General features: G+C 39.1%; 14 protein-coding genes. 3 read left to right on the top strand and 11 right to left on the bottom strand.

Annotated features, from left to right (window positions below; all coding sequences use genetic code 11):
* The first annotated feature begins 59 nt into the window (after positions 1 to 59).
* From A3CY_RS0102435 to A3CY_RS0102425, 3 genes are all read left to right on the top strand, one after another.
* Complete coding sequence (locus A3CY_RS0102435) at positions 60 to 710, top strand: hypothetical protein (RefSeq protein ID WP_018336303.1); 651 nt, start codon at positions 60 to 62, stop codon at positions 708 to 710.
* A 5-nt stretch (positions 711 to 715) separates the two neighbouring features.
* Positions 716 to 1,078 carry a hypothetical protein gene (locus A3CY_RS0102430; RefSeq protein ID WP_018336302.1) on the top strand — a complete coding sequence of 121 codons (363 nt, stop codon included), beginning with the start codon at positions 716 to 718 and terminating at the stop codon, positions 1,076 to 1,078.
* Positions 1,079 to 1,268: 190 nt separating this feature from the next.
* Positions 1,269 to 1,706: a peptidylprolyl isomerase gene (locus tag A3CY_RS0102425; RefSeq protein ID WP_018336301.1), complete on the top strand. Its 438-nt coding sequence runs from the start codon at positions 1,269 to 1,271 to the stop codon at positions 1,704 to 1,706.
* Positions 1,707 to 1,773: 67 nt separating this feature from the next.
* Here the strand turns inward: A3CY_RS0102425 and A3CY_RS0102420 are convergent, their stop codons facing one another.
* The 11 genes from A3CY_RS0102420 to A3CY_RS0102375 all read right to left on the bottom strand — a co-directional run bounded on the left by A3CY_RS0102420 (position 1,774) and on the right by A3CY_RS0102375 (position 18,216).
* Complete coding sequence (locus A3CY_RS0102420) at positions 1,774 to 5,142, bottom strand: golvesin C-terminal-like domain-containing protein (RefSeq protein WP_018336300.1); 3,369 nt, start codon at positions 5,140 to 5,142, stop codon at positions 1,774 to 1,776.
* Positions 5,143 to 5,738: 596 nt separating this feature from the next.
* Positions 5,739 to 6,119, bottom strand: coding sequence for an HsmA family protein (locus A3CY_RS0102415; protein WP_026207219.1), 381 nt, complete (start codon positions 6,117 to 6,119; stop codon positions 5,739 to 5,741).
* 19 nt (positions 6,120 to 6,138) lie between these two features.
* Complete coding sequence (locus A3CY_RS0102410; protein ID WP_018336298.1) at positions 6,139 to 7,470, bottom strand: MutS-related protein; 1,332 nt, start codon at positions 7,468 to 7,470, stop codon at positions 6,139 to 6,141.
* Positions 7,467 to 8,804, bottom strand: coding sequence for a MutS-related protein (locus tag A3CY_RS0102405; protein WP_018336297.1), 1,338 nt, complete (start codon positions 8,802 to 8,804; stop codon positions 7,467 to 7,469). The genes A3CY_RS0102410 and A3CY_RS0102405 overlap by 4 nt, the downstream gene beginning before the upstream one ends.
* A 139-nt stretch (positions 8,805 to 8,943) precedes the next feature.
* Positions 8,944 to 11,292 (bottom strand): Gldg family protein, encoded by a 2,349-nt coding sequence (locus tag A3CY_RS0102400; RefSeq protein WP_018336296.1) that lies wholly within the window; start codon positions 11,290 to 11,292, stop codon positions 8,944 to 8,946.
* A gap of 36 nt (positions 11,293 to 11,328) precedes the next feature.
* Positions 11,329 to 12,252: an ABC transporter ATP-binding protein gene (locus A3CY_RS0102395; RefSeq protein WP_018336295.1), complete on the bottom strand. Its 924-nt coding sequence runs from the start codon at positions 12,250 to 12,252 to the stop codon at positions 11,329 to 11,331.
* A 50-nt stretch (positions 12,253 to 12,302) separates the two neighbouring features.
* Entirely contained in the window at positions 12,303 to 13,889 is a 1,587-nt protein-coding gene (locus A3CY_RS20045) for a GldG family protein (RefSeq protein ID WP_051082669.1), read from the bottom strand.
* Positions 13,880 to 14,611, bottom strand: coding sequence for an ABC transporter permease (locus A3CY_RS22630; RefSeq protein WP_051082668.1), 732 nt, complete (start codon positions 14,609 to 14,611; stop codon positions 13,880 to 13,882). Before A3CY_RS22630 ends, A3CY_RS20045 begins: the two co-directional genes overlap by 10 nt.
* A 29-nt stretch (positions 14,612 to 14,640) precedes the next feature.
* On the bottom strand, positions 14,641 to 15,570 hold the full coding sequence (locus A3CY_RS0102385) for an ABC transporter ATP-binding protein (RefSeq protein WP_018336294.1): 930 nt from the start codon (positions 15,568 to 15,570) through the stop codon (positions 14,641 to 14,643).
* A 94-nt stretch (positions 15,571 to 15,664) separates the two neighbouring features.
* Positions 15,665 to 16,636 (bottom strand): hypothetical protein, encoded by a 972-nt coding sequence (locus A3CY_RS0102380; RefSeq protein ID WP_018336293.1) that lies wholly within the window; start codon positions 16,634 to 16,636, stop codon positions 15,665 to 15,667.
* Between the two features lie 17 nt (positions 16,637 to 16,653).
* The gene (locus tag A3CY_RS0102375; RefSeq protein ID WP_040371239.1) at positions 16,654 to 18,216 is read right to left on the bottom strand and encodes a RagB/SusD family nutrient uptake outer membrane protein; all 1,563 of its coding nucleotides are present in this window, start codon (positions 18,214 to 18,216) and stop codon (positions 16,654 to 16,656) included.
* Positions 18,217 to 18,222 lie beyond the last annotated feature (6 nt).

Genomic DNA, 18,222 nt, shown 5'->3' with positions numbered 1-18,222 from the left:
AAATAATTTACTACTTTTGCCACACAACAATAGAAAAAGTTCAATTTAAACATTTCAGTATGAGAAAAGGGTTATTTTATATATCAGGCATTTTGATCTTCACGTTACTTTTCTCCTCTTGCGTTTCAAAAAAGAAATACGAGGAGTTAGCACGAGCAAAGAGAAGCGTAGACAGAGAAGTGGCAACATTGGCAAATGATAAAAAGACTCTGGAATCCGAAATGCAGAAACTCAAGGCAGACTTCAACGCCGTTCGTTACCAGTTGACCGCAAATAATGCAGCTAAAGACAAGCAAATTGACGATCTTTACGTGCAATTGCGTACTCTGCAAAGCAAGGAATCCGCTTTAAAATCCGAATTGAAAGATGTTTCCGAACAGGTAAAATCAAAGGTAAAGGATAACGAGGGACAATTGAACGGTTTGCAACTTCAATTGAAAAGAACTACCGAAGAACGTGACCTGCTTCAGAAGCAATTGGCAGAATACAAGACCAATGCTGACTGGGATAACCGGAAATTAAAGAACGAGGTGGAAACCATCAAGGCAAATATCAAGTTCAAAGACAGCGAAATTGCCCGTTTGGAAAAAGAAATCGCCGGGGTGAAAAAACAATTGGCTGACGCCAAAAGTATGCTGAACAAGAAGACTCAAGAAGTCGAAAAGTTGACAAACCAGGTAAATCTATTGAAGAAAGAACTTTCCAAGTAATTGAAATGATTTACATTATCATCAGTATAATAGGGCTTCTAGCGATAGTTGCCCTTTTTACATTCCTCTCCAAATCGAAAAAAAAGACAGAAGAGACTCCTATCATAGCCCCTCCTGCCGATTGCTGTGGGGCTCACGCTATCTGTGAAAAAGGATTGAAAAAAGTAGACGAAAAAATAGAATACTTTGATGACGAGGAATTAGACTTGTACAGGGGTATTCCATCCGACCAGTTCAATGATGAACAAATCGACCAGTTTCGGGAAGTATTATATTCCATTCGCCCGGAAGAATTATCCGATTGGTTTATCAGCCTCGAGAAAAGAGGTCTGGAACTCCCCGACGTATTAAAACAAGAGATAAATTGATTCCGCTTTCCCTGATTACTACAGGTTTATTAATAAATAAATTCAACTTGTAACCTGCAAGCCTGTAACTTGCAACATATAGCAGCCTAGCTGTCATATTACATAAAATGCGTTAAATAACATTAGACAACTTGCTTCCATTCATTTTAAAACCTACATTTGCTAGAGAAAATTCTAAAGCAAATTCGTAATGTATAGAGCAGAAATCGAGACTGAAAAAGGTGTTATGAAAGTCCTTTTTTATGAAAAAGATGCACCCAACACGGTTGCTAATTTCGTGAAGTTAGCCAAAGAAGGTTTTTACGATGGTTTGACCTTTCACCGGGTAATCCCGGATTTCGTGATCCAAGGTGGTTGTCCGAAGGGAGATGGAACCGGAGGTCCGGGATACACGATCAAGTGCGAATTGACCGGAGAAAACCAATATCATGACCGTGGTGTTTTGTCTATGGCTCATGCCGGGCGGGATACCGGGGGCTCTCAATTCTTCATTTGCCACAACCGTAGAAATACGGCACACCTGGACAGAAGACATACTTGCTTCGGGCAAGTGTACGAGGGCTTGGAGGTTATTGACGCCATCCGCCAAGGAGATAAAATCATAAAAATTGTGATTACTGAAGAGTAGCCTGTGTTCTTAGTTGTTTTTAAATAATTCAGAGAAATAGCCGGAGTGTTAGTGATAACTTCTTCGGCTATTTTGTTTCTCTCTGCCCGACATATACCCATTTCACGGCATCTGCTACAATAGAATAACCAGCTTCCCCCTTGTCACTTAATTTTACACGATAATGCCCGGGCGTGTAATCATAAATTCCAAGAGAAACCCAACTATTTTCCTGCTTTGCCTGAACAACTACCTGAGCTTCTCCACGTGCGGAAGAAATAACATAATTGAATGGTAGGAATGTTACATCCGGATTTTGATTTTTAGTAAAAACACCAGAATAAATAAATTTAGGAAGATGCGCAAATACCTCGTATCGTCCCTCTCGTTTCAGATCAACATTCCACTCCACGTGAGTTCCTCCTTTACCAACACGTCGAATAACTGCACTCCTCACAAATTTTCCGAAAGCATTATGGTCTATAAAAAATCGCCAATAGTCATCAGGAATTAAGCAACTTTTCATATTTTCGTATTTATTGACAACATCTTGTTCTTTTTTCGAGAAGAAACGAGAATAATTACCAGAGTTGACCACTAGAAAACCGGAATCTTCATTATCAACAATAATTTCGTTCGTATCTATCGGGGTATTCGCTACATCAAATTCTCGCATATATTGCAAGGTATCGCATTCCCCCGCTATATCCATCAATTCCGTTCCAATACAATTAGGCATATTGCCACAAGCATTTAAGTCTAAGGCATAATAGTGTGGGCTATCGGGTAAAAGGAGTGATACATCTTTTCCTGTTTTAGCCGGAATTTTAAAACAAATATCCACCGGTTTTGTCTCATAAGCGCTCATCCGAGTCAATCCAGAAACAAAAGGAACATTGGACGATTGAAGATTCACCATTCCGTCGACATCACTATAATTAAATACCCTAAAACGCACATGTGCCAAAGGAGCCTGCCTTCTATCCTCTTCCCCGATCCTCCTGACGTTGAAATTTTCCACGGTATAAACCGGAAGTCCAACATTTCGATACCCATTGGATAAAATACCCGAAAAATCTATTCCAAATTTCTCTTGAAAAGCTTGGCAAATATCTTCATATGCCAATCTACTGAAACGATGCTCCTCCATGAAGGAAAAAATAAATGTTTTCAATTGTTCCTTAGTCACCCCTTTATCAATAATGCCCCTCAACAACTCATCGATTTTCACCTCCAATACTTGTGTAAATAATTTAGTATCTATCGCTTTATCAACAAAAGCATCCTCCAAGCTATACTTTTGCAAGTAATCTTGCACCTCTCTCCCCACACCCGTATTCCCACGTACAACGATTTGTCTTTCTGGAATATAATTAAGATGTCTTATCAATTCAAAAAAAAGCATTTCCAATTCAGGGTAATCGCCGGAATGTATATCTGCAACTTGCCAATAAAACATGGGAAATATACCGTGATGATTAGGCTCTACATGAATATTCTTAAACATGAAAGCAAAAGCATTCATGCGATGGTCGAACAACCGTTTCCAGGTAAAAATATCCTCATTTTGCCCCTCACTAAATAAGCATGCTTCAAAATAACTGCGTAAAGCTTCAGGAAAATGAAATATTCTATCTCGTTCAAGAATACTTCTGCCACGTTCCTCAAAAAAAACAATTTCAGGCTGTACAAATTCAGATCCGTATTTGTGCATTCTGTAGTAAGAGGTGAATATCACGGGAGATTCAACCATTCTAAAGTGACGATACGGGTACTTCCCTCCCACTCGTTCTTCTCCAATAGTCTTTACCTCGCTCAAAAATTCAGGCATCACCGTCCCGTATGGTTTCCGGATATCACTTGTTCGAGGAATAAATTTCCCGTTCAACAAATATAACTCGTAAAGAACGGAGTCAACCTGAACAGAACGTACATCATAATCACCGATACAAATAGAAATGCCCGTTAATGGACAACTATCTCGGAAAAAAATATAACCGTCACCAAGAACACGTTCTCCTTGCGATATAACCACTTTATCCGATTCGCCCAAAACTTTCAACGAATAACGAGTAAAATTCTTGGAAATGCGAGTTTCCTTAACCGTATTCAAGGGAGGTACGGTCACCGGATACCATAAAACCTCCGGCAGCAACAAGGTATAATCATTTTCTAAAAAAGCATACCGTTTTCCCACGGGACAAGCAATGTACTTTTCCACATCTTGTACGCGAGAATCTGGAATATCCAAATAGCAAACATTTTCATCAATCTTCCCCGAGTAATTCATATTTACACGAATGGTTTCATCCGGTCTCATTCTTTTTTTTATCTGTACAACTTGGCATTCTCTTTCATAACTTACTTTTTCTCCATTCCATATTATTGATTCGATCCCCAACGCCGGATTTAAATAAAAAATCACTTCACTCAGAGAAGCGTTATTCCTGTTTTGTAATGTGATTTCAGAGGTCGCTTTCATGAGGTCGCTTTCCCTTTGGAAAGTTATATCATGGGAAATTATTGTTACTTTGGGGAGAGCATCAAATTTAGCATATATTTCAGCATATACTTGCCTCTTGGTGTCCACGTCCTGATTCTCTTGATAAAAAAGCACCCCTAAAAAGCACCCGCATCCCAAGAATAAACACGCTATAATACCTCGTCCCGCCTTCACGGGGTTATTCGGGATTCGCCCGAATAATAGAACGGCACTTTGCAATAAACCGATTCCCAATAACATCCAACACCCTCTCTGCAACAGATATAACTTCAAGTTTGAATGTCCCGTCGCTTGAGAAAACATATTGGGTAACTCTATTCCTAAAATATCAAAAACACCCCACCGGCAATTTGCCATATATAAAATGCTCACGAAATAAAGGACCAACAAAAAGAAAACACAACTTCCCCGTTCTCGAGAAAGTAACGTGACACAAAACGAAATCCCCAACCAACACAACAAGGCAGGAATAAACAACGAGAAATAATAAAAAAGGTAATATCCAATCATAAACGGAGCCTGCCCCCATAATAAATGAATAAAACATCCCCCTAATAAACAAACCAATCCTATACCCCCAAAAACCAACAAGAAACCGAATGTTGTACCCCAAACGTATTCCATGTTACTTTCGGGACGAAAACCAATAACTTCCATCGTTCCTTTTTTTGCCCCTTTACACAAAAATGAAACCGAAAAGAATAGAAGTACCATGACCAACAATACCGAAAGCAAATAAACATTCATATACGGCATTAATTCCGGAAATGTATAATTTCTCAATACCTCGGTAAAATCAACAGAAAAAGGATCTGATGCAAAATCACTTTGAAAATATATTTGGAAAAAATTGACACAACAAAAAACAAGCAAAGCACATCCCCATAATGCTTTGCTTCTTAATAATATCTTACACGTAAAACGTATGAATAAGCCCCAATAATATAAATTCATACTTATTTATTTAAACTACTCTTATAAGAAATTTCGCATCTGCAACTTCATTATGATATCCATCTCGAACCTTCAAATGAAAAGTTCCTTGTATCGTAGGATATGATCGTAAAATATCAACCTTTAAATAAAAGGTTACTTTATCCCCTATACTTGCAGGTAAATTGAATGCCGGTTGAGCTAGAAAAATAACTTTATCTTTTTCATAAGTCTATATTTTAATGATTATTTTAACAAAAATAGTATAATTCTATTTTCCAACAAAATATTTTGATAAAAGAAATGGGACTGTCCAACAAGGTTCAGATTAAAGGGAAACACCGGAGTCTGTATCGACTTCGGGTTGAAAGCGATTGCACATAATATCAAAAAACTTACAGTTAGAACGCAGGAACGACACTTTATGCGGAAAAATGCGCTAAAATCTGCTACTTATTATCAAATAAACACCAAATATTCGAAGAAAAGATTATTGATGGCAGCATAAGCAAGTTTTATCTTGAAAAAAAGAAAAGAATATGAAAAAAAGAGGCTGCAAACTTTTTATTGTTAGACAGCCCCTTTGTCGTGTATTGAGCATATTAAAGTTATTATTTTCAATGGGACATTCCCAAGACTATACCTAAAATATAAGGGATCAGCCAAAATGCCCAAACGAAAACACTGAACTTACTGAAATTTTGTTTAGCTTTCGGACTACCTTTCCAATAGGTTACAATAGCCCATATGGCATGAATAGCCATTAGAATCAAAGCCAACATACCCGTACTGCCATGCAATATATCCATTTTATTCCCGGCAATATCTGCCATCACGGCAGTCCCATACGAATCAGCAGACAATCCTAACAAAAAACACACGATATGCCAAGGTTTCAAAATACCTTGTACCCGTTCCGCCCAAGTCCCTAAAGAGTAGAAAGCGAGAGCTAACGTCATGCTTATAATCGCCACATTTAAAAAAGATGTCATTTCCATAACTATCAAAACTTATGATTTAACTAATCTTACCACGGATAATATCAATAATACGTTCATTGTTGATAATGATCATACCATGTTTATCACTCGTGATACCTTCTCGCAATTTGTAAGTATATGTCGGAACCTTACCTTCCATCACCGTGGGCAGGTAAGCGAAAGTGACATTGTCGCAATCTCTGCCTAAATCCTGCCCCACCTCTATGATATGCGTAGAAATCAAGAAAGAACAGGCTCTCCGTTTCGCCAATGCTTCCGTGACTGCCAGAGTTGCATCGTAAGCATCTTTCACGTTTGTTCCCTTGAACAATTCATCGAAGATCACGACCAAACGTTTAGATTTACTTACTTCTTCGGCAACCTTCTTCACTCGTAGGACTTCCGCATAAAAGTGACTGTATCCCAAATTTATGTTATCCGGCACATTGATTGAAGTGTACATTCCATCCTGAACGGTAAATTCCATCTCTTTTGCAGCCACAGGGAAACCCATGTGAGCCATATAGACAGCTATGCCGAAAGACTTCATTAAAGTAGATTTACCAGCCATATTAGCTCCCGTCAGGAAAAATATATTTTTACTTTTAGTGATTTCCATGTCATTAGATATAGCGCCCATGATTGCAGGATGACGTACACCTACTAGCTTCATCGAAATTTCATTCTCCCGGCAAGCCACGGGAAAACAAAAATTCCGTTCACTTGCGATACGCCCGACAACTGTACATAGATCCAACTCGTGAAACAGATTCAACAGTTTCAATAATTCTTTGTTTAACTGGCAACGAAGCAATCGGTCAAACTGGAACATTTTATCCATACTCAATTTCCGATCCCCATGCTCCAAAAGATGATTCAATAATTTATTATCTAATAGCGAAATTCCCTCCTTTATCCTTTCTTCCAAAGGATTACCACTCATACCCTTCACGAGTTCCCGCAAATATTGTTTTGCTTTTTCTAAAAAGAGAATGGTTGCCCGCACTTGTTCCTGCCATAATTTATAACGAGGATCATGTCCTATTATTTCCATGAATTTCATCTGTCCCAATAACATGAGATTAAATATCCAGTGTTTTCCACTAGCTCCGCCGATATATTGTTCCACGATGTCATATTCCTCAGGAGTTCCCGGGAATTTCAGTTTACAATCTTTGAAATAACGAAATATAGACACCCGTCTATTAATAGCCTCTGCATCTTTCAGCGGATGGGTAAACATATTCTCCAACATACGTTCTCCACCCCGGGTCACAATTCCCCCGAAAATACTGTAAACAGAATCGTTCTTGTATTTTCCCAAAATGTTCAAGTCATCCAAGGTTTGCTTGTCTGTTTCAAAACTCATCGCATACCTCCTTCCCCGTTAATAATTTCGATGATCTTCTCGTTATTAATAATAATCATACCGTGTCGGTCATTCGTGATACCTTCTTTCAATTTATACGTGTACACAGGCGTGCTTCCCTCCATGACCGTTGGCAAATAAACAAATTTAATATTCGAGCAACGTTCCTTCAGGACCTGCCCCACTTCGATAATATGAGTAGAAATCATAAAAGTACAATTTCGTATTTCCGAGAATGCTTCGGTAACAGCTAAAGTCGCATCATACGCATCCTTTACGTTCGTTCCCCGGAATAATTCATCAAAGATGATAATCAGGTTAGGTGTTTGCCGTACTTGTTGCGCAACTTTTTTTACACGCAACACTTCCGCGTAGAAGTGGCTATATCCCATACTCAAGTTATCGGGAAGATTAATTGTCGTGAACATCCCGTTACGAACAGAAAATTCCATAGCTTCTGCCGGAACGGGAAATCCCACGTGAGCCAGGAAGATCGAAATAGCAAAAGATTTCATGAAAGTAGATTTACCTGCCATGTTGGCTCCCGTCAAAAAAATCACGTTACTATTCTCGTTGACCTCAATGTCGTTCCCCACGGGTTTCTTCAAAAACGGATGAAAAGCTCCTTTAATTTCCAAAATATTCTTCTCCGCCGGATACGCCCGGGCATACGTGAAATGATTTGTTTTAGCAACTTGTGCCACAGTGATATACACATCTATTAAATAGATGTAATACAATATTTTGTAAATTTTATCCCGTTCCTCGAAACGAAATACCCGATCATAAGTCACCGCTTGCTCGTAATAGACTTTCTTTTTTCCTTTCTCGTTTACGTACCAAGCCCATTTCTCATTTTCCAGTAGTTGTTTTAAACTGGCGGAGGATTCCATAATTTCCTTGCTGTCCGTGTTTATTGATTTTTTCAAGAAATCATCCAATGTGTTTAGTAATTCCAGACATCCGACAATACCATTGTGTATCCAAGTATAATCGGTATCGGACCCGACCAAATTTTTCACCTTTCGTCCTAACGTGTTATCCTGAGCCATCAATTGACTACGCGTATCCGTGTTGCCTAAATAAAATTCAATGGCATCAAAAATCGCTCCCCGGAAAGGAAAAACCATATCACTATTCATATAATAGCAAATAGCTTCGCTACGACTCGTGATTGCTTCGACTTCCGAAAGCGGATACTGGAACATTTCCTCCAGTAAACGTCCCCCACCCCGGGTATGCGTCCGGTTGAATATCTCGTATACCGATTTACTCCTGCCCGAACTAAATACAGCCAAGTCGTTCAGCGTTTGTTTATCTATCTTAAAACTCATCTTTCACTTTATTTTAATGATAACAATTGATCTCGGGAAGAACAATTCGATGAATAAATCATTTCATTGCTCTTCCCAAAAACCTTTCTACAACCAGCTTTTAAGCCTAAACTTTTATTTTAACTTCGAACTTTCTTATCTATCCCCTTCTTCTTTTTAGCCATAAGAATAGACCGGTTCCGAAAAGAAATAGAGGCAATATAATCATAAATCCAGTATAAAGAATATTAAATCCGGTACGATTAATATGTACCAGTGTATCCGTTGACGGACTTCTTCGTACATCTACCGGCATCTCGTTGTAAGACAGATAATGGTAGGTTCCCAATATCATCACGAAGTTTGTTGCCGAACGAGATTGTTCCAGCTCTCCGTTTGAAATACAGTCTGCATCACCCGTGAGCACGATTCTCTGTTCTTTACCATTCACATCTCGTGTCAGCATCAGTGCCGGGTAGTATTCTTTAGCAACCTCTCCGGCAGCCGGATTATATGTTAACGGATCATCTTGGTAATCCAAAGATTCCATTTCGTTCCACACTGTATAAGGTCTTGGTTCTTTCTTTTCGAGCTCCTGCACCAGCGTGTCACTCTTCAACAAAGGCATGACTTTAAATCCACGGTCAGCCACTTTTTCCAAACCGGCAGTAGTCGGCATCATCACGTACCACGCCAACCCGTAATAAAAAGTTTCATTTTTAGCTTCCTCTGTTACCAAACTATATAACGCATCCGGTTGCAACCACTCCCAACGGTATTGTACCAAAGTTCCTTCCGAAAGCTCAACTCCAAATATTTTAGACAGGAACGGATTCATCGTTTCTCTCCTTCGCGGTTCCCCAAGTATATACACATTACCGCCTCGCTTCACGTAATTTTCCAAAGAACGCTCTTCTTCCGGATCGAGAGGTCTTCTCACGTCTGCTATTGTTAAAATATCAATGTCAGCCGGAACTTCCTGATGCAAATCAATTTCTGCTGCATCAAACCCTTGATTTAATAACGAGTGACGGAAATTCTTTTCCCCCGCAATCGTACTGTACCCGCGGGGTGTAAAATCTCGAATGGAACGCATTCCGTACCCCGTGACAAATCCTACCTTGGGCAATTTCATTGTTAGGCGCTTAAATGCCGCAGTCATTTCAGCCTCGCTCGGGAAAGGAGTCTGAGGATCCAGACCATATAATCTCAAAAAGGTACTTTCTCCGGATTCCCGCTCGATATGCCAAGCAAAACTCTTTTCTCCAGTCAAATCAATTATTTTTCGAATTTCATCCGGACTTTTCACCTTATTACTGTCGATATTCCATCCCTCACATTTCTCTTTCGCTAACTCCCAAAGAGTTTTACCCGGGCTTTTCTTCAAAGTAGCCTGATATCCTTTGTATGCACTTTCTCCTTCAGCTGGAGTTATTGAATCGTAGTAATATACAATTTTCAATTTCATTTCCGGTTTAAAGCGTTCGTACATTTTAAACAATTCTCTATTGTATTGGATAAAGTTAGGATAAGCGAAATAACCGTACATGGGGCTCATAATATTGGCATAAGCGGTAACCGTTACCCCTCCATCCATTTTAGCTATTACATCTTGGCTGGATTGAGTCAGCGTGTTCCACTTCGTGGAAGTTGCATCATAATAAGCCATTAATTTCGGACGGGAAGATAAATAACCTAAAGTACAAGCCAATAGAATTACCCCCAAATTTCTGCCCAAAGTAACCGAGAATTTTACTTTTTGCCGGATTGCCACCAAACGAATAATGGTCAAAGCCAAGAACAAGGCTGTCACGATAGGGAAATAAAGCAAGTCTTCCGAACAGATCATTCCCATAACGAAAGTAGAGGCTCGTCCATTGATACTCAACCAGTAAGTCACGTCGCGAACAATATCATACTCTTGCCACCATCCACCTATCATACTCAAGAACATCAACACGAGAAAGGTACCAACAGCTGCCACAAACTGATACGAAGTTAAACTGGAAACAAAAATCCCGACAGCAGCATAAGTACAAGTTACTAGAAATATTCCTAACAAACCGGTCAATATCGCAGCCCATTCAAAATCTTGTACCGTGCTCCAGGCAACAATCACGTAAAATAATAAAATAGCACACATCATTGCTGCATAGATCACCATCGAAAAGAATTTTCCCAAGATGATTTGCGCATTTGTTAGCGGCGAAGAGTATAATAACTTAATTGAACCCGTACTTAACTCCCGGCTGACTAATCCCATCGTCAACAACGGAATATAATAATACAAATATCCCAACACGTACCCCCATAACCCACGGATGAATAAACTGGCAGAAGCCATGAATTGAAATCCGTCTCCATATTCATTATTTTTCAGAAAATACTCGTATTTTCCAGTAAACAACATTGCTGCCTGCAAGGCAAAAACGACCAACAAGAACCAGGCTACTGGCGAATAGAACAGCAATTGCAATTCTTTTTTCGCTATTTTTAATATCATTTTCATTGTTTCCTCTTTTTAGTGATTAATCTTTCTATTTGCCTATTTCTTCTTGGACAACTCGGCAAATATGGTATCCAAAGAACTTTTTTCCAACCGAATTTCAACCATCTTCCAGTGATTGACAGCACTTTGTTCCACCAACCGATCCATGGCTAAATCAACATCAGTAAAATGAATCCGGAAGTTGGGTCCCCCAAGTTCTTCCACTTGAGTTATACCCTCTACTTGGCTTAACACGTCCACGGAAGGCGCATCTGCTAATGATACATAAATCGTATTCGGCACGATATAATTATCAAACTCTTCCACGGTACCGGAGAAAACCAATTTTCCTTGTTCTATCATCAAAATATGATCACAGATAGCCTGAACTTCCGACAGAATGTGTGTTGAAAGTATCACAGTACGTTCTTTGGCTATACCCCGAATTAATTCCCGGATCTCAATAATTTGATTCGGATCCAACCCGTTCGTGGGTTCGTCGAATACCACTAATTGTGGTTTATGAATAATAGCCTGCGCTATTCCCACACGTTGTTGATAACCTCCTGACAGATTCTTCACCAAACGTTTACGGAAATGAGATATAGCACATAATTCCAATACTTCACCTACGGCTGCCGCAATTTCGTTATCCGGCATGTGTCTCAACTCTGCCGTGTAGGACAGATATTCCTCTACCGTCAAATCATTATACAATGGAGGCTTTTGAGGCAAAAAACCAATAAACTTTTTTGCTTCTATAGTATTCTCTTTGGTATTAATTCCATTAATAAACGCATTCCCTTGAGTCTGTTTCAAAACTCCACACAAAATATTCATCACGGTCGACTTACCAGCCCCGTTAGAACCAAGCAATCCATATATTCCTTTACAAGGAATCTCGAAACTAATGTCACTTACTGCCCATTGCACACTATAACGATGTGACAAATGTTCTACTTTTACAATTGATTTATTCATATCAAAATATCTTTATAGCTTATCAACTTTCAGCTTTTAATTTTTAACTTTTACCGCCCTCTTCTCCTCAACCACAAGAACAGGTACAACACGAACAACACAAACGGTATGCCCACCCGTAATATCCACGATACCACCGCAAAGGTTGGTACTGTCATATGGACATTGTTATCTGTCGTATCCGGACGTCTCACGTCGATAGGAACCTCGCCATAAGACAACCAATGACAGCTTCCCAGTAATAAAAGATTATTCAATCCTCCAATGCCATAATTCGTGATAAACGCATCATTCGAAAGTACATCCGCATCTCCGACAATCACTATTCGTTGTTCTTTATCCCCGACCTTTTTGGATAATCCAATAGCCGTAGAGTATTTTTTGGCGACCTCTCCGATAACCGGATTTAATTTAACCGTATCGTCAATAAAATCTGTCGTTTCCAATTCCGTCCAGCAAAGAGATTTCGTGGTATCCACTTGCGCTATCGGAAAAATTTCAAAACCCTTATCCTCGATTTGTTCCACCCCGGAAGCAGTTGGCATACTGAACATCCATATCTTTTTTAACTCATACATTTTTTCTTCTGCAACTTTTGTCGGAAGCGGGGCTATAATATCGGGCAACACTTTTTTAAATGCAGAATCCGGTTGCACCAACATCGGGGTCAATTCCAAACCGAACATCCTTCGTAACGTAGGATTCAAGGCATCCCGGTGACGAGGTTCCCCTAACATAAACAAACTTCCTCCCCGATTCAAATATGCCTGCAACACAGCTTCTTCATCCAATGTTAACGGATCCCTGGGGTCGGCAATCAAGATCAAACTAATATCTTCCGGCACCGTTTTATCTAAAGTGATTTCTTCCACATCATATCCCTGATTCCACACAGATGATTGCACCTTTTTATTATTCATTATAAAATTATAACTTAACAAACTCTCATCCTGCATTCCACGTTCACGATGACCGGAGACATATCCGATTTTCGGCAAAGTCATGATCATTCGTTTGAAAGCAACAGTGACTTCTGCTTCTCCAGGATGTCTACCCATACCATAATCATATACGCGCAACCACTCTTTTTGTCCGTTTTCCCGAACAATCTGACGAATAAACGTGTATCCCTCCTCCGACAAATCTACTATTTGGTCGATTTCTTTCTGGTTTTTCAACATCATACTATCCACATCGTATATCTCACAAACTCTTCTTGCTTTCGCCCAAGCTTGTTCTCCTGTGGGATCGGCTGCCCGCAAATCATCGTCCGGCTCCGCATAATAATATACAGTTTTCAACTTTATCTCTGGTTTAAAACGCGTGTACTTACGGAAAAAAACTTGATTTTCCATGATAAAACGTGGATAGGCATACCCTACATAACCACGATCCAACACATTCACGTAAGAAGTAATTGTCATTCCCCCCTCTACTTTTTTAATAATCTCCTGACTCACGGGGGTTAACGTATTTAACTTTGTATGTGTAGCATCATAGTAAGCAAGCAATGACGGACGGGAGGACACAAAAGCTATCACGCAAACAACAACAATAACAATCGTATTTTTACCCGCGGTAATAACAAAACGTTGTTTCTGGCGTACAGCATTCAGACGAATCACGGTCAATGCCAAAACATAGCAATTACTACTGGAAAATAAATCAAATCTTCACTGCATAACATACCTTGGATGAAAGTAGAAGACCTCCCGTTGATACACAACCAATAAGTAATATCTCGTACAAGATCGTATTGCTGCCCCATCCCTCCGACCATACTCATCAACATAAAAATCAAGAATGTCCCGACAGCTGCAATAATTTGGTAAGAAGTTAGACTGGACATAAAGATTCCTATCACCATATAGGTACAAGTTTGTAAAAATACACCCAAGAATCCGGTCAAAATCCATGCTTCCTCAAAATTCTCTACCGTGCACCAAGCTATAATCAAATAAATGCTTAATATTGCCATCAATATCAAGGCATAAAACACCATACACAGATATTTACCCAAAATGATCTGCAAACTACTAATAGGCGAAGAATACAACAATTTAATTGATCCGCTGCTTAAATCCTTACTTACCATTCCCATGGTCAACAACGGAATATAAAAATACAAGAAACTTTGTACCTGTATCCATAGCCCTTCACCTTGATCTCCGAAAGCAAACAGAGTCTTGGAAGCTCTCCAGGCGTGCCCATATTCATTAGCATCTCTCACCAAACTCCCGAAAAGTTCGGAAAAAATAATCCCAGTCTGAATGGCAAAACACAATAATAATAACCAAGCTATCGGTGAGTAGAAAAGCATTTGCAATTCCCGTTTCGCTATTTTATATATCACTTTCATAATTCTATATACTTTTAGATGAACAACTATTATCTCCGTGCTTTTTTAGATAGCTCGGCAAAAATCGTATCGAGAGAACTTTTTTCCAATCTCATTTCTGTCAAATGCCATTGATTGGCAGCACTCTGTTCCACGATCTGCTCCATAGCCTCTTGGGAATCAGAGAAATGAGCACGGAATGCTCCGTTTTCCAATTTCTCCACGCTCGTTAAACCAGTAATACCTTTCAAGACCTCTATAGCCGGAGCATTTTTCATGGTCAGGTAAATAGTGTTTGGCACGATATAGTTGTCAAATTCATCTACCGTCCCCATAAATACTAATTTTCCTTGCTCGATCATCAATATATTATCGCAAACGGCTTGCACTTCTCGCAAAATATGAGTGGAAAGTAACACGGTACGTTCTTCCGCAATATCCCGAATCAGGTGACGAATTTCCACAATTTGGTTTGGATCCAATCCATTTGTCGGTTCATCAAATACAACTAAATCCGGTTTATGAATAATAGCTTGGGCTATTCCCACGCGCTGTTGATACCCTCCGGACAAATTCTTAATCAAACGTTTGCGAAAATGAGAAATAGCGCATAAATCCAACACTTCATTTACTGCCGTTTTAATATCTTGTTCAGGAACCCAACGAATGTCAGCTGTATGGCTTAAATACTCCTCGACCGTCAGGTCCCCGTACAAGGGCGGTTTCTGTGGTAAGAAACCTATATGAAGCTTCGCACCAATAGGATCTAAACGGGTATCTTTCCCGTCGATAAATACACATCCTTCTGTTTGCTTGATAACCCCGCATATGATATTCATTACCGTTGACTTACCAGCTCCATTGGATCCCAGTAACCCATATATTCCCCGTTGAGGGATCTCGAAACTGATGTCCCGCACCGCCCATTGCACACTATAACGATGCGATACATGTTCCACTTTTACAATCGATTTTTCCATAATACCTTAATTTTACATACAACACTCTCTTAAAGTACCACCCGAAATCCGTTTCCGGGTGATACTTTCATCTACTTTACAATCTTAATACTTACTAATTTAGTATAGACGGATTTTGTATATCTTCTATTTTTATCCCGGCATCTTTAACCGCCTTCACCAGTATATCATATTTTTGTTTGCATTTCATGCCTTCCGGGCGATTAAACAATCCTTGCACTGAGGGCAGAAAACTATCCACATAATCTTCTGGTTCACCCTCCAACACTTCCAAAGGATAACCCAGTAATTTGAAGTAGGAGATTAAATCTTGTTTTTTAAACGTCGATTTTACAGCATTTATATCTTCATAATTCAAATACCCGTTCTCAAACAATCTTACTCCATAATAATTTTTATTTTCATAAACACTCACTTCAAAAAATTCATCGGGGATAACAATTAGTTCTTTATCTGCAATCCTACTCAATAAATAAGAATTTACCCCTTGCGAAAGAGTTAACTTTTCTTCCTGGGTTAATGAATGAATTTTAGCACTGGCACCACTCACTACAATATTGTCGTATCCCTCATATGTCAATATTTCCTCGTAAGTATATTTATATCCTTCTTCTGGTGTCCATGAATAGCGATCTACGGCTGCATACAACAATTTTGAACAAATAAAAACCCGAAAAGGCATCGCTTTAGCAATAAAATTATCAGGATAATGACTTAATAAAATCCGATCAAACATATCACACCATTCCCCCACGTATTTCTGGTCTCCCGGTGTTCCAATCTCATTTCCCGTTATAATTTCAGAATCCATTTGTCCAGTTCCTCCCTCCAACCAGGTTTCATTACTCCAGTATATATCTTTATTTTCAAAGATATACAATGCCGTAAAACCATATTTTTCATACCAGTCTACAATTATATCGTCATAATCATGTGTCCCTTGAGGTATAGAAAGCAAATCCTCAGGATTATTACTTGGAGAAAGTTTCCCGTCTTCTTTGTAGCACCCGGTACACAAAAGTATCGCACTTACGATCCACAAATATTTTAAATTCACTATTTTCATATCTCGTACTTGTTAAGTTAATATTTATTTTGCTTCAAATCCGGATTCCGGTCAAGTACATTCTGTGGTATTGGTAATACATAACGAGAATCTTCTTTCTGCAGTACATACTCCGATTGGAAACCAGTATTATCTAAATATATATGCGTGATCTGGGGCATTCCCTGGCGTCTTAAATCAAACCAACGATGATTCCCCTCTCCACATAATTCCCGCCGACGTTCCCGCCAGCAAAATTCCAACAAAGCCCACCCGTCCGAGTAATCGGAGAGCATTTTTTCCGTAAACCCATTCGGATCCAAACGATGACGTCTCAAACGATTCAAATCATCTAGTGCCGCCTGAGCATCACTTGTATTTCCTTCCCGAATATATTTTTGAATATAAGCTTCTGCCCGATTCAAATACAACTCGGCTGTTCTCATTCCAGTCCATTTATATCCTTTATATATCACATAGTATTCTACAACTCCAAGTTTTGTATAATTATCACCATAAAGAGTTTCTCCACCAGTCTGCAAGAAAGTCACATTACGCCCATCAAATCCTGGGTAATTCGGATTATCCTCATCTTGTGTCATTACACGAAGGTCTATCTCTCCGACCGCCAAATCTTTATTAAACGTATTTATAAGATCATTTGATGCCGTATAAGGGTACTGTGTTCTTCTTGAACTTACCAAAGGAATATCTGCAGCAAAAGTCGAAGGCATTGCCCATAATATTTCACAATTTCCATACTGGGAATAAATATATTCATTCGGGTTTTCAGAAAACATCAGTAAATCAGGTTGAGCTATTAGTACGGAATCCGCATAATCAATCGTCTTATCCCAATTCTCCATATAAAGATACATACGTGACAATAAAGCGTTTCCTACCAAGTAATCAATTCGTTTTATTTTAGTCGAAGCCTCGTCCCGATTTGCAGACATCAACCGAGTTCCCTCCAACAAATCTTGTTCTATCTGCTTGTAACACTCTGCCACAGAAGATCGTTTCGGATATTCATCTGTCGTTACTCCACTATTGGTTTTTAAAGGCACTCCCAAATTTTGGGTAGGATCACCATAATTGTAAGGCAATCCGAAAAAATTCACCAAGTAAAAATGATATAATCCCCTCAACACGAAGGCTTCTCCCCGAAGATGTTCCCGACGAACTTCCCCTTCCTTCCCGTCTACAATCATATCATCAATATAATCTAAAATCACATTGGCACCCTTAATATATTTATACGGAGTTTGCCATAACTCGATATCCGAGGATCCATCCCCATTATCATTAAACATGGTATTGCTCCAAATATATTTATATTTATCGTGTTCTTTTAAGTTCTGTATTTGAGTATTTTTATCTCTAACAACATTACACATATTATCATCCGTGAATATCTCCGTTTCATCCGTGAATACGGCATCACTTTCCGTCCAATAAGCCTCACCTTCCAGTAATTTTTCCATATCAAAAATCGTTGAAGGACGAACTTCTGTCTGACTCTGTTCTTCCAGAAAACCATCACATCCCGCAAAAGCACAGCTTAGGAATAGAATTAATATTTTAGTTTTCATATTCTTCATCATTAC

The sequence above is a fragment of the Butyricimonas synergistica DSM 23225 genome, assembly GCF_000379665.1.
In the GTDB taxonomy this organism is placed as follows: Bacteria; Bacteroidota; Bacteroidia; order Bacteroidales; family Marinifilaceae; genus Butyricimonas; species Butyricimonas synergistica.
Note: the sequence above shows the minus strand (reverse complement) of the source record. Positions and strands in the feature narration are given on the sequence as shown.

Excerpts from the sequence above, each read along its gene's own strand:
- A3CY_RS0102435 (WP_018336303.1), top strand. The coding sequence starts at position 60 with ATGAGAAAAGGGTTATTTTATATATCAGGCATTTTGATCTTCACGTTA.
- A3CY_RS0102430 (WP_018336302.1), top strand. The coding sequence starts at position 716 with ATGATTTACATTATCATCAGTATAATAGGGCTTCTAGCGATAGTTGCC.
- A3CY_RS0102425 (WP_018336301.1), top strand. The coding sequence starts at position 1,269 with ATGTATAGAGCAGAAATCGAGACTGAAAAAGGTGTTATGAAAGTCCTT.
- A3CY_RS0102420 (WP_018336300.1), bottom strand. The coding sequence starts at position 5,142 with ATGAATTTATATTATTGGGGCTTATTCATACGTTTTACGTGTAAGATA.
- A3CY_RS0102415 (WP_026207219.1), bottom strand. The coding sequence starts at position 6,119 with ATGGAAATGACATCTTTTTTAAATGTGGCGATTATAAGCATGACGTTA.
- A3CY_RS0102410 (WP_018336298.1), bottom strand. The coding sequence starts at position 7,470 with ATGAGTTTTGAAACAGACAAGCAAACCTTGGATGACTTGAACATTTTG.
- A3CY_RS0102405 (WP_018336297.1), bottom strand. The coding sequence starts at position 8,804 with ATGAGTTTTAAGATAGATAAACAAACGCTGAACGACTTGGCTGTATTT.
- A3CY_RS0102400 (WP_018336296.1), bottom strand. The coding sequence starts at position 11,292 with ATGAAAATGATATTAAAAATAGCGAAAAAAGAATTGCAATTGCTGTTC.
- A3CY_RS0102395 (WP_018336295.1), bottom strand. The coding sequence starts at position 12,252 with ATGAATAAATCAATTGTAAAAGTAGAACATTTGTCACATCGTTATAGT.
- A3CY_RS22630 (WP_051082668.1), bottom strand. The coding sequence starts at position 14,611 with ATGAAAGTGATATATAAAATAGCGAAACGGGAATTGCAAATGCTTTTC.
- A3CY_RS0102385 (WP_018336294.1), bottom strand. The coding sequence starts at position 15,570 with ATGGAAAAATCGATTGTAAAAGTGGAACATGTATCGCATCGTTATAGT.
- A3CY_RS0102380 (WP_018336293.1), bottom strand. The coding sequence starts at position 16,636 with ATGAAAATAGTGAATTTAAAATATTTGTGGATCGTAAGTGCGATACTT.
- A3CY_RS0102375 (WP_040371239.1), bottom strand. The coding sequence starts at position 18,216 with ATGAAGAATATGAAAACTAAAATATTAATTCTATTCCTAAGCTGTGCT.